Source organism: Haloglycomyces albus DSM 45210 (genome assembly GCF_000527155.1).
Lineage (GTDB): Bacteria > Actinomycetota > Actinomycetes > Mycobacteriales > Micromonosporaceae > Haloglycomyces > Haloglycomyces albus.
The window spans coordinates 1869979-1890147 of sequence record NZ_AZUQ01000001.1 but is presented as its reverse complement, the minus strand read 5'-3'; the positions used below and the strand labels follow the sequence as shown (position 1 = coordinate 1890147).

18 protein-coding genes and 1 tRNA gene are annotated in these 20169 nt (G+C 60.9%); 12 read left to right on the top strand and 7 right to left on the bottom strand.

Going from position 1 to position 20169, the window contains the following annotated elements; all coding sequences use genetic code 11:
* Positions 1 to 170 precede the first annotated feature (170 nt).
* Complete coding sequence (gene meaB / locus HALAL_RS0108860; RefSeq protein WP_025273661.1) at positions 171 to 1097, bottom strand: methylmalonyl Co-A mutase-associated GTPase MeaB; 927 nt, start codon at positions 1095 to 1097, stop codon at positions 171 to 173.
* An 85-nt stretch (positions 1098 to 1182) separates the two neighbouring features.
* A complete protein-coding gene (locus tag HALAL_RS0108855) occupies positions 1183 to 2346 on the bottom strand; it encodes an acetyl-CoA C-acyltransferase (protein ID WP_025273660.1) in 1164 nt (387 codons plus the stop codon).
* 207 nt (positions 2347 to 2553) lie between these two features.
* Between HALAL_RS0108855 and mce the strand changes: the two genes are divergently transcribed.
* From mce to HALAL_RS0108825, 6 genes are all read left to right on the top strand, one after another.
* Complete coding sequence (gene mce / locus HALAL_RS0108850) at positions 2554 to 2988, top strand: methylmalonyl-CoA epimerase (RefSeq protein ID WP_025273659.1); 435 nt, start codon at positions 2554 to 2556, stop codon at positions 2986 to 2988.
* Between the two features lie 172 nt (positions 2989 to 3160).
* Positions 3161 to 4351 (top strand): cell division protein DivIVA, encoded by a 1191-nt coding sequence (locus HALAL_RS0108845; protein WP_025273658.1) that lies wholly within the window; start codon positions 3161 to 3163, stop codon positions 4349 to 4351.
* Between the two features lie 518 nt (positions 4352 to 4869).
* On the top strand, positions 4870 to 6807 hold the full coding sequence (locus tag HALAL_RS0108840) for a hypothetical protein (protein WP_025273657.1): 1938 nt from the start codon (positions 4870 to 4872) through the stop codon (positions 6805 to 6807).
* 76 nt (positions 6808 to 6883) lie between these two features.
* Entirely contained in the window at positions 6884 to 9493 is a 2610-nt protein-coding gene (locus HALAL_RS0108835; RefSeq protein WP_025273656.1) for a valine--tRNA ligase, read from the top strand.
* Between the two features lie 182 nt (positions 9494 to 9675).
* Positions 9676 to 11028: a bifunctional folylpolyglutamate synthase/dihydrofolate synthase gene (locus HALAL_RS0108830; protein WP_025273655.1), complete on the top strand. Its 1353-nt coding sequence runs from the start codon at positions 9676 to 9678 to the stop codon at positions 11026 to 11028.
* Positions 11029 to 11039: 11 nt separating this feature from the next.
* Complete coding sequence (locus HALAL_RS0108825) at positions 11040 to 11477, top strand: DUF4233 domain-containing protein (RefSeq protein WP_025273654.1); 438 nt, start codon at positions 11040 to 11042, stop codon at positions 11475 to 11477.
* Here the strand turns inward: HALAL_RS0108825 and HALAL_RS18135 are convergent.
* Complete coding sequence (locus HALAL_RS18135) at positions 11437 to 11619, bottom strand: hypothetical protein (protein WP_084471928.1); 183 nt, start codon at positions 11617 to 11619, stop codon at positions 11437 to 11439. The genes HALAL_RS0108825 and HALAL_RS18135 overlap by 41 nt on opposite strands.
* A gap of 206 nt (positions 11620 to 11825) precedes the next feature.
* Positions 11826 to 13034, bottom strand: a complete 1209-nt coding sequence (locus tag HALAL_RS0108820) for a VOC family protein (RefSeq protein WP_025273653.1) — start codon at positions 13032 to 13034, stop codon at positions 11826 to 11828.
* Between the two features lie 200 nt (positions 13035 to 13234).
* Between HALAL_RS0108820 and ndk the strand changes: the two genes are divergently transcribed.
* The 5 genes from ndk to HALAL_RS0108795 all read left to right on the top strand — a co-directional run bounded on the left by ndk (position 13235) and on the right by HALAL_RS0108795 (position 17399).
* Entirely contained in the window at positions 13235 to 13639 is a 405-nt protein-coding gene (gene ndk / locus HALAL_RS0108815; RefSeq protein WP_156937678.1) for a nucleoside-diphosphate kinase, read from the top strand.
* Between the two features lie 114 nt (positions 13640 to 13753).
* Positions 13754 to 15247: a dolichyl-phosphate-mannose--protein mannosyltransferase gene (locus tag HALAL_RS0108810; RefSeq protein WP_025273651.1), complete on the top strand. Its 1494-nt coding sequence runs from the start codon at positions 13754 to 13756 to the stop codon at positions 15245 to 15247.
* Between the two features lie 147 nt (positions 15248 to 15394).
* Positions 15395 to 15467 (top strand) — tRNA-Ala (locus HALAL_RS0108805).
* Positions 15468 to 15931: 464 nt separating this feature from the next.
* Positions 15932 to 16882, top strand: coding sequence for a trypsin-like serine peptidase (locus HALAL_RS0108800; protein WP_025273650.1), 951 nt, complete (start codon positions 15932 to 15934; stop codon positions 16880 to 16882).
* 109 nt (positions 16883 to 16991) lie between these two features.
* On the top strand, positions 16992 to 17399 hold the full coding sequence (locus HALAL_RS0108795) for a carboxypeptidase-like regulatory domain-containing protein (protein ID WP_025273649.1): 408 nt from the start codon (positions 16992 to 16994) through the stop codon (positions 17397 to 17399).
* A 142-nt stretch (positions 17400 to 17541) separates the two neighbouring features.
* Here the strand turns inward: HALAL_RS0108795 and HALAL_RS0108790 are convergent, their stop codons facing one another.
* From HALAL_RS0108790 to HALAL_RS0108780, 3 genes are all read right to left on the bottom strand, one after another.
* Positions 17542 to 18036 (bottom strand): GNAT family N-acetyltransferase, encoded by a 495-nt coding sequence (locus HALAL_RS0108790; RefSeq protein WP_029767642.1) that lies wholly within the window; start codon positions 18034 to 18036, stop codon positions 17542 to 17544.
* A gap of 129 nt (positions 18037 to 18165) precedes the next feature.
* Complete coding sequence (locus HALAL_RS0108785) at positions 18166 to 18738, bottom strand: hypothetical protein (protein ID WP_156937677.1); 573 nt, start codon at positions 18736 to 18738, stop codon at positions 18166 to 18168.
* A 113-nt stretch (positions 18739 to 18851) separates the two neighbouring features.
* Positions 18852 to 19412: a hypothetical protein gene (locus tag HALAL_RS0108780; RefSeq protein WP_156937676.1), complete on the bottom strand. Its 561-nt coding sequence runs from the start codon at positions 19410 to 19412 to the stop codon at positions 18852 to 18854.
* A 177-nt stretch (positions 19413 to 19589) separates the two neighbouring features.
* Here HALAL_RS0108780 and HALAL_RS17570 point away from each other — a divergent pair, with 177 nt between their 5' ends.
* The gene (locus tag HALAL_RS17570; protein ID WP_156937675.1) at positions 19590 to 20117 is read left to right on the top strand and encodes a transposase; all 528 of its coding nucleotides are present in this window, start codon (positions 19590 to 19592) and stop codon (positions 20115 to 20117) included.
* The last annotated feature ends 52 nt before the right edge of the window (positions 20118 to 20169 follow it).

The following is a 20169-nucleotide window of genomic DNA, read 5'->3' as shown; positions in this document are numbered from 1 at the left end:
CCGCGCAGCGGTCGTCGTGACCGGGGCACGATGCACCCGTACGACACCGGTCGGCCACGCGCGGGCGACAGCGATGGCCTACGTGACGCGAACCGGCGGTGTCCGCGGCGGCACCGTACCGGCCACTTGTGCCCGGAGATTTCCTCCGGGCACAAGTGGCGAGGAGGCGCTCAATCGTCAAGTACCTTCCGCACTGCCGCGTAGACGTCGATGTCTCCGTCGGCCAGTTGGGCCGCCAGGTCGTCTCCTACCCGGTAGTGGTGGCGCAAGCGGTCGTCGACGGCCGCGCGGATCTCCGCCCACGCCCGGTGCCGACGCATCGCGGCGAGTCGGTCGTGTTTGATCAGCCATTCACGATGGTTGTCGATTTCAGCGGTCAGTTCGTCGATCCCACCGGCGTCCTCGGCCTGGGTTTTGACGATCGGTTGGCGCCATTCGCCGGCCTCCCGCCGGACCAGACTCATCATGGCGCGCATGTCGCGCACGGTGGCGTCGGCACCGGGACGGTCGGCCTTGTTGACCACGTATACGTCGGCGATTTCCACGACTCCGGCCTTCACCGCTTGAATCGCGTCGCCCATACCGGGGGCCAACAGCAGCAAGGTGGTGTCGGCCAGCGAGGCGATCTCCACCTCCGCCTGTCCGACGCCGACGGTCTCGACGATGACCACGTCGAATCCGAGGCCTTCGAGCAGGCGCACCGACGCACCGGTGGTGGCGGCCAGGCCGCCCAGGTGTCCGCGAGTGGCCACCGAACGGATGTAGACGCCGTCGTCCAGAGCGTGGTCGGCCATGCGGACCCGATCGCCCAGGATGGCCCCGCCGCTGAAGGGGCTCGAGGGGTCGACCGCCAGAACCGCCACCCGCAGGCCCTGCGCCCGCCACGCGGAAATAAGCGCTGACGTCAGGGTGGACTTTCCGACTCCCGGTGAACCAGTGAGTCCAATGACCTTGGCGTTTCCTCCGGCCGTAGCGGCGGTGATGTGCGGTACCTGCTCGGAATCGGATTCCAATGCCGTCAGGAGCCGCGCGGTGGCGCGACGAGAACCGGCTCGGGCCTCGGCCACCTGTTTGTCAACGTCAATCTTCTTCGACATTCCGGCCCTATTCGCTGTGTTCGCTGCGGCACCGCGTCGGCTTAGGGTGGGCCGGTCCGCGGTGCCAGGAGAGTATGACTTGAACTTACTTGGCGCGCAGGATAATTCCGTCGCCCTGTCCGCCACCGCCGCACAGTCCGGCGGCGCCGACCGCTCCGCTGGAGAGTTGACGTGACAGCGTCTGTACCAGGCGTGCCCCGCTGGCTCCCAACGGGTGCCCCAGAGCGATCGCGCCCCCGTCGCGGTTGACGTGTGCGGGGTCGACACCGAGATCGTCGATGGAGGCCAGCGCCACCGCGGCGAACGCCTCGTTGATTTCGACGGCCTCCAGGTCGTCGGCACCGTATCCGGTGTCCCGCAGCGCGGCCTTGATGGCGTTGGACGGCTGCCGTAGAAGAGAGTTGTCGGGGCCCGCGACCGTCGAGTAGGAGAGAATCTCCGATTCCCATTCCAGGCCGAGTTCCTCGGCCTTCGATTTGGTGGTCAGCACCAGCGCCACCGCTCCGTCGTTCATCGGAGAGGAGGTTCCCGGAGTGATGGTCCCGTCTTTGGCGAAGGCGGGCCGCAATCCGGCCAGTCCCTCGGCCGTGGTGTCGCCACGCGGTGATTCGTCGGCGTCGACCGTCCCCTTTCGGGTCTCGACCGGAACGATTTCCTCCGCACGGGCCGAGGCCGCCTTCGCGGCGCGCTGCTGGCTTTCGGCGGCGTAGCCGTCCTGGTCCTGACGGCTGATTCCGGTCTTCTGCACGTGACGTTCGGTGGATTCGCCCATGGAAATGCCGTCGTAGGCGTCGGTCAGTCCGTCGAAGGCCAGGTGGTCCAGCATGGTGACGTCACCGTACTTGTATCCCCGACGGGATTTCGGCAGCATGTGCGGGGCCTGGGTCATAGACTCCATTCCGCCCACCACGATGAAGTCGTCGTCTCCCGAGCGCAGGAACCGGTCGGCGATGCCGATCGCGGTCATCCCCGAGAGGCAGACCTTGTTGACCGATAGGCTGGGCACCGACATGGGGATGCCCCCGGCCACCGCGGCCTGTCGGGCGGGATTCTGCCCGCTGCCTGCCGGTAGTACGTGTCCCAAGATCACCTGTCCGACCTGGTCGGGCTGGACGTTGGAACGTTCCAGGGCGGCCTTGATCGCGACTCCTCCCAGCGCGGGTGCGCTGAAGTCGGCGAGGCCCCCAGTGAACCGCCCAATGGGTGTGCGGGCGGCGGCAAGAATGACGGTTGTGTCGTCGTTGACCACGGTGTCCTCCAAAATCGTCGTTGCTGAGGCCGGTTTCGCGACCGGCGATCCGTCCGGGAGCCGTTACGCTACCCGACGGGGTCCGCCGACCTCCGACCACGGCAGACTCGCTGAACAATGTCAGTAGAGCGCAGGTGCGCGGGCGTCGCCCGTACGGCGCGCCAACCGCAGTCTAGCGCTCGATACACTGCCGGTAATCTCTATGATATGTCCTTTGAAACGAGCTTTCACATTCGGCGGGTGGACCACGTCGGCGTCGCCGTCGCCGACCTCGACAAAGCCCTGGAACGCTATGAGGGGTTCTTTGGCGGCGAATGCGTGCACCGCGAGGAGAACGAGGAACAAGGCGTCATCGAGGCCATGGTGTCCTGGCCGGACGGCGATACGCAATTGCAGGTTCTCGCTCCGCTGCGCGACGACTCCCCGATCGGAAAATTCTTGGACAAGCGCGGTCCGGGCCTACAGCAGATGGCGCTGACGGTCGACGACATCGACGCGGTGTGCGCCGGGTTGACCGAACAAGGGGTGGAGCTACTGTACGAGCGGCCGCGTCACGGCACCGCAGACAGCAGAATCAATTTCGTGCACCCGCGTGACGCCGAAGGGGTGCTTTTGGAATTGGTGGAACCCGCCAAGCGGTAGTCGTCATCCGCGTCACCGACGCGATGTCGATATGTAACGACCGGGTGGCACCACTGTGGTCGGTAACCATCGTTCGCACTGTATCTCAACAGTGGTGCCACAAATGAAAAACACCGCACAAAGTACCTACCTTGGTGTTGATAACTGAAAATTAATCTGCAACTATAGGGCAATGTCGCAGCAACAGCCCTCCAATAACACATTTTTTGACAATGAATCGTCGGTTCCGGATTTTCCCGTTCAATTGCGTGGATACGACCGGCACCAGGTGGATGACTTCATCCAGAAGAATCTCACCAAGCTGTCCCAGGCGCAGCAACAGCGCACTGAGGTAGAACAGCGCATGTCGGAAGCGCAGCGTCGCCTGCGCCAGGCCGAGCAGCGCATTCAAGGCTTGGAACAGCGTTTGGCCGAGCAGAACAAACAGCTGGAAGAGAATTCCAAACCCACCCTGTCAGGGCTGGGCACTCGTGTGGAACAGATTCTTCGGTTGGCTGAGGAACAGGCCAATGAGCATAGGGCTGAAGCTAAACGCGAAACCGAGGGCATTCTGTCGGCAGCTCGCCTAGAGGCCCGCGAAATCACCGATGCGGCACGCAATGAGTCGGACAATCTCAAGCAGAACGCCGAGCGGGAAGCCACCTCGCTCCGCACTCAAGTGGAACGTGAAGTCGCCGAGCTGCGCACCAACGCGCGCCGGGAATGCGAGACCTTGCGGGCCGACGCGGAACGCGAGACCAAGCAGCTGCGGACGTCGACCGGGCATGAAGTTGCTGAACTGAAAGCCAGTGTGGAACGGGAAGTGGCGACTCTGCGGGCGACGGCCGACCGGGAAATCACCCAGTTGCGAGCCAAAGCCGCTCGTGAGGCCGAGGAAAAGCGGGCCGAAGCCGCCAAATTGTTCGCCGAAGCCAAAGAAAAGCGCGACAAGGACTTGCAGGCCCTGGACTTGGAACTGGCCGAGCGCAAGGAAAAAGCCGAGCGCGACGAATCCGAACGCCACTCGAAGGCGGTCGCCGAGACCCAGAAGCTGGTCAGCGATGCCGAAGGACGCGCCGGGGAAGCCGAAGAACGCGCTCGTCAGGCCGAAACCAAGGCCGAGCAGAAGCGGGCGGATGCGGAGCAGTACGCCGAAGAAACCACCAGCAAGGCCAAAAAGGACGCCGAAAAAGCCGTCTCGGATGCCAAGAAGGAAGCCGAGCGGCTGTTGTCCGACGCCAAGAGCGACGCGGAAGAAATCACCACGACCGCTCAGAACAAGGTGGACGAACTCACCAAGCAGCGCGACGAGATTCAAGGAACTCTGCGGAACATGACCCAACAGCTCACCGGCATGATGGGCGGTTCCAAAGACGACGAGTAAATCGATCGATCAGTGACCGCGGCGGTCGGTTGAGGCACCAGGCTTGCACAGCGCCTTGGCCGACCGCCACTCTTTTCCGGATCCTCATACTTCCCTGCACGTCACGGGCCATGGTGCGCGAAGCGAGGCAGGAGGCGAGGAGTGAGGGACGCCGCTCATGCGGTCGCCCCCACGGCATTGGCGGACCGGAGTTACCCACCGCTCCCCCTCGACACTCCACCGGACATGTTTTATAGAGGTCCGACTCGGTTTCGACGCGCCGAATCGACCGTATTGAGTAGGGTCCGGGAATAAGATTATTAACAATGGATCCTGCCGATTGTTTCTTCGATCATGGGCACGGACTAGCCTGGAACAAGGGAGTCTGCGAAAATAGTTCAGTGCGGGGTTAAATTCAGGATTATGCTCCGCGCACTACCCCGCTACTCGGTAGAGTGCCCTATGTGAACTTAGGTCGAATAACTGTCATTTAAAGTCAGATCCAGACGGCACGGCAGGCAAGTGAGGTTAAGATAACGATGGCGCGCAAGGATAACGGCAAAGACGAGAGTCTCATCGTCGATTTCGAATCCGACACCGTCGAACGCGAGTTCGAGACTGCGATGTTCGGTTACGATCGAGCTCAGGTCAACCGGCACTTCTCAGCCATGCAACTGCAGCTCGACACGCTTGCCGGGGAACGCGCCGAGGCTCTCGCTCAAATCGATCGCCTCGTTGTGCAGGTTCAGCAGCTTCAAGCGCAGATTCAAGATCTCCGTCGGCGGTCGGCGTCCGGCGAGAACGTGTCCTATCGACACCTGGGCGTACGGATCGAAGACATGTTGACCTTGGCGGAAGAGCAGGCCGACGACATCAAACAAAAGGCCCTGCGGGACGTTGACGCCAGACGCGCCGAAGTCGACCGTTTGCGCACCGAGGCCGAACAGGAAATCGCCAAGGCGAAACACGATTTCGAAGTCAGCCTGCAGAACCGCCGTCAAGCCGCCGATAAGGCCGAAGCCGACCGTCGCGCCATCATCGATGCCGAAATCAACAAGCAGGCACGCAAAGCCCAGGAAGCGGTGGAGGAGGCCGAAACCAAGGCGGCGAATCTGATCGCCGAGGCCGAACAGGAGGCGGAGAACAAGCGCGCCGCCGCCGACGAGCAGGCCCGGCAATTGGTCGCCCATGTGGAACGGCTCCGCGAAGAGGCCACTCAGCTCAGGGAAGACGCCGCCCAGGAGTCGGAACGAACCGTCGCCGAGGCTCGCGATCGGGCCGAAAAGATCGTAGCGGAAGCCGATAAACAGGCCGAACGTCGCCATCTCGAGACGGAGAACGAACTGCGCGATCTCCACACCGAAGCGGTGGAGAAAATGGAGAAGTACAAGCGCGACACCGAAGCGGTCGCACAGCAGAAGCTCTCCGAAGCCGATGTCGAGGCCACTCGGCTTCGTGCGGAGGCGGCCGACGCCGCTACTCTCATGCGGACCGAGGCGACCGACGAGGCCAAACGCCTCCGTTCTGAGGCGGAGCGAGCTCAAGCGGAAGCCGAACGCAAACGTGACGAGACCCTGGCGGAGGTCCAAGCCGAATCGCAGCGGAAGCTGTCGGCCGTCGAAGAGGAGATCGAACGACTGAACGCGGAGGCCGAGACCGAACGGGCACGCCTCGACAATGAGTCGAAGGACGAACGGGAGACGTTGAGCCGGGAGGCACGCGAGGAGGCCGAACGCCTCACCACTGAAACCAATTCCGAGTACGAAGCCGCCCACAGCGAAGCGGAAAAGGCCCGTGCCGACCGCAATCAGGCGCAAAAAGAGCTCGCCGACGCGACTCAGAACGCGGAGAAAGAGCTTGCCGACGCACGTGAGGCCGCCGAAAAGGAACTGGCAGAGGCGAGGGAGACCGCCCGAAAGGAATTGTCGGAGGCCGAAGACACCGCGCAGAAGGAACTGGCCGACGCGCGGGAACGGGCTCAACGTGAGCTCACCGAGGCACAGGACAAGGCCGCCACCATCGTCGCCGACACCGAACGGGAAGTCGACGACATTCTGGCCGAAGCCACCTCCAAGTCCCAGAAACAACAGGATGACGCGCAGGCCAAGGCCGACACGTTGATCGCCGACGCCCGCACCGAAGCCGAGGAGACCGTCCGAGACGCACAAACGCGTCTGGCCGACACCGAGAAGAAGATCGAACGCGCACAAGCGCGCGCCGATGAGATCAAGCAGTCCGCCAACTCGACCGGACGGCGCGACGTGGAGGCCATGCTGGCCACCGCGAAAGCTCAGGCCGAATCCGTCAAGGAAGAGGCGCGCGCCGAGGCGGACAAGATTCTTGAGCAGGCCCGCGAAGAGGTCGGCGCCAAGGACGACGCGGACGACGGCGGCTCGGCCAAGAAGACTAAAAACAGTAATTCAAGCGGCGGGGGCAACAAGAAGAAAAAGAAGCCCAACGAGACGGTCGCTCAATAGGCCCGACCGGGTTGCTTGACCGCACTCGCCGGAAAGTCGCTTGAGGCACGTTTATTGAGGTCGCTATCATTGACGGGTGACTGATTCAGCGAAACAAACCCAGAGCCCGACGACCCGACTCGCAAAGAATTTCGCGCCCACCGAAGTAGAAGGTCGGCGTTATGCGAAATGGGTAGTAGACGGGCGTTTCGCTGCCTCCGACACGTCGGACCGCGACCCCTACTGCATTGTCATCCCACCTCCGAACGTGACCGGACAACTGCACCTGGGACATGCCCTCAACCACGCCGTCATCGACGCGCACGTGCGTCGGGAACGCATGCGCGGTAAAGAGGCTCTCTTCCTGCCGGGAACCGACCACGCCGGAATCGCAACGCAGAACGTCGTGGAACGCAAAATCGCCGACCAAGAGGGCCTGTCACGACACGACATGGGCCGCGAAGCGTTCATCAACAAGGTCTGGGAATGGAAGGACTCCTACCACGACCGGATTTCCACCCAGATGGAGCGAATCGGTGACGGCGTGGACTGGAACCGCGAGCGCTTCACCCTAGACGACGGCCTGTCCCGCGCGGTGCTCACCATCTTCAAGAATCTCTACGACGACGGTTTGATCTATCGTGCCGAACGCATTATCAACTGGTGCCCACGTTGTATGACGGCACTGTCGGACATCGAGGTGGAACACTCCGACGACGCCGGTGAACTGGTGTCCATGCGATACGGAGACGGCGACGATTCCATTGTGGTGGCCACGACCCGTCTGGAAACCATGCTGGGCGACACCGCCGTCGCCGTCCACCCCGACGACGAACGGTACCGGCACCTGGTGGGCCGGACCGTCGAGCTGCCCTTCACCGGACGCCATATCCCGATCATCGCCGACGAATACGTCGACCCCGAGTTCGGCTCCGGGGCCGTGAAGATCACTCCCGGGCACGACCCCAATGACTTCGCCGTCGGGCAACGCCACAACCTCGACATGCCCCTGATCATGGACGAGCGCGGCGTCATCACCGCCAGCGGTCCGTTCGAGGGCCTCGACCGCTTCGAGGCCCGGTCCGCGATCGCCTCCTCCCTGCGCGCCGAAGGCCGCATCGTAGAGGAGAAACGCCCGTACACCCACGCCGTCGGCCACTGCGACAGGTGCGACACGGTCGTGGAACCGCGTCTGAGCCTGCAATGGTTCGTCAACGTGGAACCACTCGCTCGCGCCGCCGGAGACGCCGTGCGCAGCGGCGAAACCACCATCCACCCGCCGGAACAGGAAAAACAATTCTTCTCCTGGGTGGACAACCTGCAAGACTGGTGCATCTCTCGTCAACTGTGGTGGGGACACCGCATACCGATCTGGTACGGACCCGACGGGGAGGAAATCTGCCTCGGGCCCGACGAAGTGCCACCGGAAGGCTACCGACAGGATCCCGACGTCCTCGACACCTGGTTCTCCTCCGGGCTCTGGCCGTTCTCCACCCTCGGATGGCCCGACGACACTGCCGCCCTGCGCAAGTTCTACCCGACCGCCAGTCTCATCACCGGTCAAGACATCATCTTCTTCTGGGTGGTGCGGATGATGATGTTCGGGACCTACGCCATGGGCCGTGCCCCGTTCACCGAGGTTTTCCTGCACGGCCTCATCCGTGACAAACACGGCAAGAAAATGTCGAAGTCCTCCGGAAACGGTATCGATCCCTTGGACGTGATCGACCGCTACGGAGCCGACGCCCTACGGTTCATGCTGGTACGCGACGTCGAGCCCGGATCCGACATCGTCGCCTCCGAAGAACTCGCCGAGATTGCCCGCAATTTCGGGAACAAACTGTGGAACGGTACCCGCTTCGCGCTCATGAGCGGGGCACACGTCGACGGTGCACTACCCGACGACCTGGGCGTCATCGACCGATGGATTCTGTCGCGCCTGACAGAAACCGTCGCCGCCGTCGACCGGTACTGGGAAAAGTACGAGTACGCCAAGGCCATGTACGACCTGTACCACTTCGCCTGGGACGACGTATTCGACTGGTACCTGGAACTCACCAAACCCGTCCTCGCCGCCGGCGGCGAACGCGCCGCAACCACCCGACGGGTGCTCGGCTACGTCTTCGATCAGCTCCTCCGACTGTTCCACCCGGTCATGCCGTTCATTACCGAGGAACTCTGGACCACTCTGGTCAACGACGACGCTTCATTGACCGTCGCGGCCTGGCCGCAGATCGACGCTCGCGACGACTCCGCCGGAACGACCGTCGCGAGCCTGCAGAACCTCGTCACCGAAATCCGCTCCTTCCGCAGCGAACAGGGCATCAAGCCCTCGCAGAAGGTGGCGGCACGGTTGGTCGGCCTCGACACCGCCGGGCTCGCCGACCTCGAACCGCTCATTCGCAACCTGGCCCGCCTCGACGAGCCCGGAGACGAGTTCGCAGCCACCGGAACCCTGGCCGTCACCGACACCTTGAACGTGGAGATCGACACCTCCGGCAGCATCGACGTCGCCGCCGAACGCACCCGCCTCGACAAGGCGTTGCGTGCCGCCCAGAAGGAACTCGACGGGTGCGAGGCGAAACTCGCCAACGAGAACTTCCTCGCCAAAGCACCCGCTGAGGTCGTAGAGAAGATCAAGTCCCGAAAGACTGCGGCGGAGAACGACATCGAACGTGTCAACGCCCAGCTAGAACGCTTGAAATAAGAGGTGGGCGGGCCTGCAAGATAGACCTCAATAGCCTTCCAGCCCGCCCTCCCGTCGGCTATCGTCGAATGACCGGTCCCTGCCCTCTGTGGTGTGGACCGGTCAATGTCTGCCAAGACGTCAACAGAACTGACAGGTTAACGACGGTCACCGCGACCGGGCACAACAAAGGTGGGGAAGTCATGCCTCGTTACACGAGCGAACAACAGGCCGTACTCGCAGCGGTCGAAGCGACCTTGGAAGCCCGCGGCTTCGCCCGGTGGGAATTCACCATGGAACGCATCGAAATGCTCCTGCACCTGCTGGGAGATCCCCAAAAGACCTTCCGCTCCATTCACATCACCGGTACGAACGGGAAAACCTCGACCTCACGGTTCATCGACCAACTACTACAGGCTCACGGCCTCAAGACCGGACGGTTCACCTCCCCGCACCTGCACGACGTCACCGAGCGCATCAGCCTGAACGGCGAACCGATCGACCCGCAACGCCTCGCCGAGGTGTACTCGGAAATCGCGCCGATGGTGGACATGGTCGACGAGAAGTTCACCGAATCGCTGACGTATTTCGACGTGAACGTGGCACTCGCCTTCGCCGCCTTCGCCGACGCTCCGGTGGACGTCGGCGTCGTCGAAGTGGGGATCGGCGGAGCCACCGATTCGACGAACGTGCTGGGCTCCGAGGTAGCCGTCATCACGCCGATCGCACTGGACCACACGCGATACCTGGGCGAGACGTTCGCTGAAATTGCTTCCGTCAAGGCCGGGATCGTCCACCCCGGTTCGACCCTGGTGACCGCCGAACAGCCGACCGAGGCGATGGCCGCGCTGCTGCGTCGCGCTCGGGACACGGGCTCGGGGCTGGTAGCGGAAGGTCGCTCCTACCAGGTGGTCAGCCGAGAGCTGGCCGTCGGCGGGCAAATGGTCAGCATTGAAACCAAGGCCGCTCGTTACGATGACCTGTTCCTCCCGGTTCACGGCGAACACCAAGCACACAATGCCGCCACCGCCGTAGCGGCGGTGGAGACGCTGTTGGGGAACGGAGAGCAGAAAGAGCTGGACCGGGAGGTGCTCGAAGAGGCCTTCGGCCAATTCTCCACCCCCGGACGTCTGGAGGTCGTGCGTACCAGCCCCACGGTCATTCTGGACGCGGCACACAACCCAGCGGGCATGGACGCCACCGTACGCGCGGTGGACTCGGAATTCACCTTCCGCAAGCTCATCGGGGTCGTCGGTATTCTCGCCGACAAGGAAGCGGACTACATGCTGGAATTGCTGGAGCCGGTACTGGACGAGGTGGTCATTACCCGTCCCACCAGTGACCGGGCCATGCCCGCCGCCACACTCGGGGAGAAGGCGAACGACGTGTTCGGTCCCGAACGGGTCACCGTCGTATCCCGACTGGACGAGGCGATCTCCACGGCGATGCAGGAAGCGGAAAACGACGACGACGCCTACGAGGCCGGTGGCGGGGTACTCGTGACCGGATCGGTCTTCACCGTCAGCGACGCACGCCGCCTTCTGGTGCGCGAATAGAGGCAAGCGGCATGTCAGACAGCGATACGAACCCGCCCACGGATGAATCACGGTCGGGTTTGAAGAATCCCCCGGCGGCGGCACGCGGCCTGGCCACAGCCGCCCTCATCCTGGAGTCGATTTCATTGCTCCTGGGAATGGCACCGATGAACATGGTCCTGCCCGATCCGACCTGGGCATTGGTGATTCTGGGCGCGCTCGCCCTCGGCTGCCTCGTCCTGCTGGGATTCTCCAGACACGGCTGGATATGGCCCGCCGGTATGGGACTACAGGTCGTATTGGTCGCTTCCTGGACAGTACATCCGGCACTCGGCATCGCCGGTGTCATCAGCGCGGCCGTATGGGGCTACTGTTGGAAGGTTCGCAATGAGCTGCTGCGGCCGCCCCGGCGACCGCAGGTCGACGTTCCTAGTCGTCGGCGGTCTCGCGTTCCCGGTCAGGATGATTGAACCACCGTTTCCGACGGAAATGACGAACATGATGGCCCAGCGCGCGATACGGGTTCCCACCCCACGAACCAGTCGGAGTCAAAATAATCCGTAGTAGAGTGACCAAGGCGATCAACGCCAGCAATACCAGAAGCGAGGCCATCTTTCCTCCTTTTGGAACCATTTGTCACGGTTCCATTGTCGGAAGGCTGACTGGATACCTCATTTTACCCCGGCATCAAAATCGATCAAATAATTAGCAAATCTTCTGGGCTCGAATTCGGCTCGAAATCACGACAAACGCCCCATACCTGACGCGACAGCGCGGATTTTATCGGAACATCGATGTCACGAACGCCGTTCGGCCCCTTACGCCTCGCACTTACGCCGGTGCTCCGTAATGGCCAGGCCGTGGCCGTCGGGGTCACGAAAACCGGCGGCCTTGAGTTCGTAGTGTTCACCCAGCAATGCGGTTCGCGGACGATGCAGGAACGACACTCCGGCCTCGTTCATACGGTCGAAGGCGGCCTGCACGTCATTGACCTCGAAGGTCAGATGCATGACGCCGACCGCCTCGGACGGAGCGTCCGGACGTTGCCACAGGAGAATGTTGCCAAAGCCCGCTTCCACCACGGCCGCCTCCGAGGTCCGGTCGACGGTGTCGAGCCCCAGGCAACGCGTATAGAAATCAAGCGACCGATCCAGATCCTCCACCACCAGCGTCGTAGACGTACCGGTCACCTCGCCGATGTCGACTTCCTTGCCCGAGGTCATCAATTCAGTCAGATTGTCCGGCAAACGCACGGGGCGCGGTTTCTCCCGCCGCTCGGACTCCCCCGTCAGGCGGATCGGGTCCTTCTCCTCTTCCTCCTGTTTCGGAAGGTCGACCTGCGGCACCTTGACCCCGATCGACGCACCGGGACCCGACGCCGGCGCAGGCGGCGTCTCGGGGGTGAACAGGTCGTCCAGGCGACCACCAGGCTCGGACGGTTGACGCGGGCCGGGAATGTCGTCGACCAGCAGCAGGTCCTCCACCCGCGTCTGATTGATCGAATGCGGACGGGGGACGGGGTCGGGGAACCGCCGTGCCGCGAATTCAATGGTCACGAAAACCAGAGCAAAGGCCACACAGACGAACGCCATGATCGCCACGATCAGGTTCTGCGACCCGACCGCCATCGCCGTGGTAAACAGGGCCAACAACAGGAAGAAAATCGCTCCGGTCGCATGCGAGGTCCGCCAACGCAGCCGACGGTCCCCATTGAGAATCGTGCCAACGGCTTCGGACTTCATGGCGTGCCCCTGGGTCGACGCCAGGTGATCTTTGGCGTCCGAATGTTCCGCCCACCAGGACCGCTCCATCTGCAAACGGGCCGCGTCTTTTCCACTGAAGGTCGGTGGCTGCGCTTTTCTCGCCTGGCCGTTCGGGGCCGCTTTCTTGACCGGTTGGCGTGGTTTGGCACCACCGGGCTTCGCACCACCGACCTTGGCGCCGGCCTTCGCGCCGCCACGGGACGGTTTCGGCGTCGGACGGGCCGAGGGTTTAGACGCACCGCCACCGCCGCCACCACGAGCCATAAGTACACACCTCACCGATTCAAGACGCCTGACAACCAGCTCTATCGATATCGCTCATCTCGGCGTCTCGCCTGCGAAACCGGAACCTTCCGGAGCCGGGAAGCAACCGACACGCCGCTGCCGCAACGTTGATGAACAACACCTCCCAACCAGGCTACGTGCCACCGACCACAAGCACAAGGACACTTATCATGGACGGCATGGCAGAACAAAGCACACTTATTTTGATCAAACCCGACGCGGTCGAGCGCGGACTCATCGGTACCGTCCTCAACCGTCTCGAAAACAAGGGCCTCACCATCGAAAAGATGGAAATGCGCACCATGACGAGTGAACTCGCCGACGCTCACTACGCCGAACACGTTGAAAAGCCCTTCTACCCCGATCTGAAGGCGTTCATGACCTCCCGGCCGCTCGTCGCGCTCATCGCCACCGGCGACGAGGCCATTCCCGCCGTGCGGACAATTGCCGGAGCCACCGACGGTCGCAAGGCCGAAGCGGGAACCATCCGAGGCGACTACTCACTCTCCCAACAGAGGAACCTCATTCACGCCTCCGATTCACCCGAATCGGCCAAGCGTGAAATCGACCTCTGGTTCAACTAAACGGACGACGGCCCTATTCAGGACCACGAGGCTTGAATAGGGCACGGTCGACCCCCACGCCCCGCCGGTTAAAATACGCTCATGCCAGCACAATCCGATCCAACGGACTAAGCCGTGACCACCACGACCGGACTCCCCACACCCCCCGACATGCCGCCCGGATGGCATCCCAAGCGACCGCCGGGACCGACCCCCTGGCTGCGCCGACGCTTCCACCATCCGGAAAAGAACCACGCTTGGACGGCGACCCTCCTCGTCACCGCCGTCGCGGCCATCGTGCGGCTGGTCGGATTGAGTCACCCGTCCGGGTTGATCTTCGACGAGGTCTATTACGCTCAAGACGCCCGAACCCTGCTACAACACGGGGTGGAATGGGACCTGGCAAGCGATACGGCCGCCTTCGTGGCACATCCCCCGTTCGGCAAATGGCTCATCGGACTCGGCCAGCTGACCTTCGGATACAACGAAACCGGCTGGCGTATCGCTTCAGCGACCGTCGGCGTCTTGACGGTGTTCGTTCTGATCCGATTGCTCCTGCGTATGACCGGGTCTATGACACTCTCGGCACTCGGGGGACTCCTGCTTGCCTTGGAGGGTTCGCACGTCGTGCTGTCGCGAGTCGCGCTTCTCGACGTGTTTCTCGCCTTCTTCGTATTGCTTGGCTTTTACTGTCTGGTGAGGGATCGCCAGACGCATGACCACGAGCTGTGGGGCAAGCGAACGGCGTTTCTTGTGCGTCATCGGTGGCGTATCGCCTGTGGAGCGGCGTTCGGACTCGCGATGGGCATCAAATGGTCCGCGTTGTGGTTCATTCTTGCCGCCTTGCTGCTCGTCGTCGTGTGGGACGCCTGTCGCAATACGGCGGTCAAACGCCGCCGACCGTGGTGGCGGGCGCTTCCCAGCGTCCTCCTGCCCGGGGCGGTGAGCGTCGGAGTATACCTGGCGAGCTGGTGGGGTTGGTTCGCGAATTCAGAGGCGTACGGGCGTCGCCAACTCGAAGAGCAAGGGTCGACCTATATTCCCGTCGTCACCGATGTGGCCAATTGGTTCCAATATCACCTGGACATCTACAACTTCCACGCCCAATTGTCGGCAGAGCACTCCTACCAATCCACCCCGCTGGAGTGGCTGTTCAATCTACGTCCGGTCGTCTTCTACTGGAGCAGCGACGTGTCCTGCGGAGCCGATAAGTGCGCCGCCGAGGTTCTGCTCCTGGGAACTCCCCTGTTGTGGTGGTTGTTTATTCCGGCCCTTCTGGCCATGGCTCTGTGGGGAATTGCGCGTAAGGACTGGCGCGCGGGCCTGGTGGTCGTCGTGGTGACCGCCGGAATACTTCCGTGGCTGTTCTACCCGGACCGCACCATGTTCTTCTTCTACATCGCTCCAGTGGTCCCGTTCTTTATCATCGCCGTGGTGTGGATGCTGGGCTTGATTCTCGGTCCGGCCGGTTCGTCATCGGAACGACGCTTGATCGGTGCCCTGATCGTCGGGGCCTACGTCGCTGCGGTCGTACTCTGCTTCGCCTATTTCTGGCCGCTCTATACCGGGGAGCCGATGAACTATGACGATTGGCACAGTCGTATTTGGTTGAGTGACCGCTGGATTTAGCAGATACAGCACGAGGATGTTGAACAGCCGGGACGCGGCCCGCACGGCGGCCGAAACATACTGATGTGGTCTCTCTGGCACCAGACCCCACGGGTGACAACAGTGATTCGAGCCGTGCTAAAGTAAGAGTCGCTGTCAAAGGCAGTTGGGGCTGTAGCGCAGTAGGTAGCGCGTCTCGTTCGCAATGAGAAGGTCAGGGGTTCGATTCCCCTCAGCTCCACAGCAGTTCAGGGCCGGTTTCCCAATGAGGAAATCCGGCCCTGAATCGTTTCTACAGCAGTAATCTACAGCAACGCTATCTATCCCGCGGTTTTATTTTATGAGTGGGCTGCCGTCCACATGTCGTCCATGTGCGTGGTCAACCCGCTTTTTCTGCCTGTGTTTTACGAGCCGCCGTTCATAAGGGGTCAATCCATCGTTGTTCGTCTCCTTCGATGAATTTGGAACAGAATGAACTGAGGATCGCTTAAACGCCGTGTTCGACAGGCGCTCTCGGCGTTGTATCCCATCCAAGCCATAAAAGCCATTGCGAATCACAGGCCCATTCTGGAGCTCTCTGACCTTGCCGATGCAGTAGACATCCGTGTGTCATATTATAGACAATTATGAATAGATAATAGCCGTACGTGTTCATTTCGCATACGATTGTGCATGTCACTGTCTCCCACCGAAAGGAACTCAACGGTGACTCACTCCAAGCGAATACGGCTTACCGCCATAGCCGCTACAGCAGGCTTTTCCATAATCTCTCTCTTCACCGCTCTTCCAGCAGCAGCACAAGTCGATCCGACGCCCACCGACAAGTTCACTCTTGAATCGTCCAAGGGCACGTCGGTCGACGTCGATGACGTCACCAAGTCAGACGCGACGGGCTCTTCGTCCTACTCCGGTACCGGCACTCTCAGCCCGTCCACCAATTCCCAAACGGACGCTGAAGGCGACTTCGGTACCGACAGCATTATCGGTACCGACGACCGCACCCGCGTCGATCCAACGACAACGTTCCCGCATCGTGCGGTTGTGGCAATGGAATTCACCAATGCCGCCGGAAACGGCTCCGCGTGCACCGGCTGGATGGTGGACGCGGATCTGCTTGTCACCGCCGGACATTGCGTACATAACGGTTCTGATGAATGGAACGACGTCGGTTCATACGAAATCGCACCGGCCCGTAACGACGGCGTCGATCCGTACGGCACCTGCGGAGCCAACACGCTGTACGCGTTCAACGGTTGGACGAACAACGGCGACGAAGAGTACGACTTCGGTTTGATCGACCTGGACTGCACGGTCGGCAATCAGACGGGGTGGTTCGGATACTGGTGGCAATCTGCCAGCCTTGATGGAGAATCAACGACTGTGACCGGGTACCCGGGGTTCGCCCGGCTACAGATGACGCATGCGAACCAGACGGTCGAGGAGTCCACGACGAACCAAGTGTTCTACCGAAACGACACTGAAGGCGGCCAGTCGGGAAGTCCGGTGTACCGCAATCACAGCGAGTACGGCTGGGCGGCCTTTGCCGTCCACACCAACGGAGTCGCATCCGGCGCTGACGGTCCGCACGGGGAATACAACCATGGTCGGCGGATCACCGAAGCGGCGTTTGACGCCATTCAGTCGCTGAAGTTATGAAATCGGCTCGGCCGCACCTGTTGGAACAAACCGGGAACGCGGCCGGGCTGTCATTCGTCTCAATTTCAAACACCTGCCACAACACACTCAACGTTTGCTTAGGGAATCGATGAAGCATCGGATTGCACTGGTCATCGGAGCCACTGCCGCCATCATCACCTTGGCCGCAGGGTCATGGTACGTGTCCCAGAACGAAGTACTTGACTCATCAGATGACCCGTCGCCTACCAAAGACGCTGTAACACAGGATGAGGCGGTTGTCGAAGGCACCGTGTTGGACGAGGATGGGCAACCGATCGAAGGAGCGACTGTCAGCCGTACACCGGCGGAGGGAGAGACCGGAGACAGCAGTGAGGAGGTCATTGCCACCGACGCTCAAGGGCATTTCACATGGACCGTTTCGCCCAGCACCTACGTTTTCACCGTGACAATGCCGGACGGCAGCAACAGAGCAACTGAAACGGTCACAGCGACACGTGGAGAAACCACTTCCATAGATATCACTTTGGACGGCTGACCCGATTATGCGTGTCTAGGCACGCAGACATATCTGTTTTAGACGAACAGGGCATCGTGCTGTGGCTCTCCCATAGCCGCACTCCATGGGCACCAGAGTCCAACAGACTGCGATGTCGGGGATTGGCCTGACAGGCAACGGCTTAGTAGAGACGGAGAATGGTTTCTTCCAGCTCGGTGTTTCGCCCGGGGGCATAGGCGACCTCAGTGCCTATCGCTTGAAATCCCGCCTTCCGCAGCACTTTAAGCGAAGCGGCGTTGTCACTGGCCGCGCGGGCGTATACGGGTCGGGTGTCGAGAATCTCTAGGAAACGTGTGAGAGCTTGGGTTGCCACGCCCTGGCCCCAGACCGAACGGTCAACCCAGTAGGTGACCTCGGTGTCGCCGTCGATGACAAAGCTGGCGATGCTGCCGACGAGCCGACCGTCGCGGATGATCGCGCGAATGGTGACGTCCGGAGCGGCTCGCAACCTTGCCATGCGTGCGTCGAATACTTCCCGGTCGTTGGGATCCTGTGCGGTGAAGGCGGCCATCCGCACCGACTCCGGATCACGCATGAGGTCGAACAGCGCGTCGAGATCGACATCCTCGACCGGTCGCAGTTCTACAGTCACGACAGCGGTTCCTCCTCCCGTCATTCCCTTTCGCAGGAAACGTATCAGCAACTTACGACATGGCCGGATAACGTTGTGCAACAGACAAGGGCCAATAGCACGAATCTTGCATGGAATAGTCCGGAAGCTCGACAATCGGTCCACTACCCTTGTTTAAAGAGCAAACTGGATTGCCATTACGCCGCCGGCAACCAGTGCCAACACCACAACGGTGGGAACAACTGCGGCAACAACTAGTCGACCGCTATCTGGAGTAGGCCCAAATTCCGCACGCGCCCAATTACGACCTCGCCCAACGATGACGAATAGGTAGGTCGCCACACTCCACAACGTCACAATTGGGGTTACTGACATCTCTCGGAGAGGTGGAAGTTTCGAGCCTAGGACAATAAGCACGAGCCCCTGAAGGAATACGTACATAGCCAATGCAAACAACCAGCCTCTTCCTGAGGGAGGATACGCCCACAATAGACCAACTGAAACAGCGCTAAGCACCAGGGGCGGCACAAAATACATGACTACCCCGAGCATCAGCTGAGAAGCGGTTTTATCTTCGTCCGACGTCATCGCTGTCAAGGCATTGGCGAAAACCAGGGAAAATACAGAAAGGAAGCCCATTATTAGGATATAACCCGACACAACAGACTGCGCTCCAATAAAAATTGGTGATGATCGAAACTTAGGGCGTTCAAGGGCAGTCGATTCCGAATCAGTAGTTTCACTCATAAATCCATAATATGGAATATCGTCCACGCATCGTTTCAGCACGTAATTACCCCGAAAACGGGTTATCTCTCATCCAACACCGAGCGCACCAGTGCAATCACTTTCACTCCAGGTCAAAGACCATGCCAACCCACATATAGTGCGGTGCCGACGATGGCAAAAGAAATCCCCAGCGGAATAACCGCTGCAAGCACCAGGACCCAGACACCAGGGTGTTTACCGTAATTCTCTCGATCCCAGATACTGTCCCGCGAAGCCACGATCAAGAACCAAATCGGTCCGCCTAGACAAGGCAGTGACACAACCAGGAACAGAGGAACCTCGAACGCGACTATCCCCACGAACGCACCTTGCATCATGACAAATATCGCTGCTAGTCCCAGCCACCCTCGGGCGGCAGGTGGGTACTTCCACAGCAGTCCTAGAGTGATAGCTGAGAGGCACAGGGCGGGAACAATTAGGACGACGACCCCCATGGCATAGCCCAGTATTTTTGCCTCATCTTCGGTGACCATCACGCTGATTCCAATAACAGCAAACAATATCGGCGCGAAAAACAATGCTGCCAAAACCATATAAATACTAAGAAAAACCCGGAGGCCGAGCAGCGTTGGAGCTAGTTTCGAGCTTTCGCGACCGGGCTCCGCCAGCATAAATTTCGTGTATCTGCCCATACCCATAGCGTATGGACCTCCGACTAATACTACAGCCGTAGTTTGTGTTTTAGGGAGTTTCGGGAGGTGGCAGGGGACTTGTGATGTTGGACAAGTTGATGAAACCAGAGACGGACGCTGGTTGTGTTTCTAGTTGTGACACAAGAAAATCAAACAGCGACCGCTCAGGCCAGTGTAATGACCAACGCTCATGAGGAAGCTTCCGACCGGGTGTTCTCCGCCCTCTCGTCACACTTCAAACGACCGGAGACGTTCTGGAACGCCCAGACCTACACTCAGGGCTTGATGTCCCATCTGGAATCGAAGAACGCCTGGACGATCAGCGAGTGGGCTGGACACTCTAGTCCTGACCGGCTGCAATATTTGTTGGAACGTGCCCGGTGGGACGAGTCGGCCGTTCGCACGACCCTTGGCCCCATGGCCGTCGAGGCTCTTGGCACCGCCGGTATTCTGGCATTCGATGAGACCGGACATGTCAAGAATCGACGATCGCTTACGTCAAACTGTTGGATTCTGGCGAGATACTACCGGGACGACTACCTGCGCACGCCGTCAAGTGATCTAGCGTGTGAAGGCCGCCCTGCCCGGGCTTCTTTCGTGGCAGCGTTCAAGACCTGGCGGGTTTGGTGCGCCCATGACGCGAACTCGTGTTTATGCCGTGGAGTTCTCTCGGCAAGCCAGGGCTGCCAGAGTGGTTATGACTGATCCGTAGTGGAACCGTCCGTGTCTTCTGTGGATCCTGAGGGAATAAAAATGA

Coding starts and splice junctions, on each gene's coding strand:
- meaB (WP_025273661.1), bottom strand. CDS start 1,097: ATGTCGAAGAAGATTGACGTTGACAAACAGGTGGCCGAGGCCCGAGCC.
- mce (WP_025273659.1), top strand. CDS start 2,554: ATGTCCTTTGAAACGAGCTTTCACATTCGGCGGGTGGACCACGTCGGC.
- HALAL_RS0108845 (WP_025273658.1), top strand. CDS start 3,161: ATGTCGCAGCAACAGCCCTCCAATAACACATTTTTTGACAATGAATCG.
- HALAL_RS0108840 (WP_025273657.1), top strand. CDS start 4,870: ATGGCGCGCAAGGATAACGGCAAAGACGAGAGTCTCATCGTCGATTTC.
- HALAL_RS0108830 (WP_025273655.1), top strand. CDS start 9,676: ATGCCTCGTTACACGAGCGAACAACAGGCCGTACTCGCAGCGGTCGAA.
- HALAL_RS0108825 (WP_025273654.1), top strand. CDS start 11,040: ATGTCAGACAGCGATACGAACCCGCCCACGGATGAATCACGGTCGGGT.
- HALAL_RS18135 (WP_084471928.1), bottom strand. CDS start 11,619: ATGGCCTCGCTTCTGGTATTGCTGGCGTTGATCGCCTTGGTCACTCTA.
- HALAL_RS0108820 (WP_025273653.1), bottom strand. CDS start 13,034: ATGGCTCGTGGTGGCGGCGGTGGCGGTGCGTCTAAACCCTCGGCCCGT.
- ndk (WP_156937678.1), top strand. CDS start 13,235: ATGGCAGAACAAAGCACACTTATTTTGATCAAACCCGACGCGGTCGAG.
- HALAL_RS0108795 (WP_025273649.1), top strand. CDS start 16,992: ATGAAGCATCGGATTGCACTGGTCATCGGAGCCACTGCCGCCATCATC.
- HALAL_RS0108790 (WP_029767642.1), bottom strand. CDS start 18,036: ATGACGGGAGGAGGAACCGCTGTCGTGACTGTAGAACTGCGACCGGTC.
- HALAL_RS0108785 (WP_156937677.1), bottom strand. CDS start 18,738: ATGAGTGAAACTACTGATTCGGAATCGACTGCCCTTGAACGCCCTAAG.
- HALAL_RS0108780 (WP_156937676.1), bottom strand. CDS start 19,412: ATGGGCAGATACACGAAATTTATGCTGGCGGAGCCCGGTCGCGAAAGC.
- HALAL_RS17570 (WP_156937675.1), top strand. CDS start 19,590: ATGACCAACGCTCATGAGGAAGCTTCCGACCGGGTGTTCTCCGCCCTC.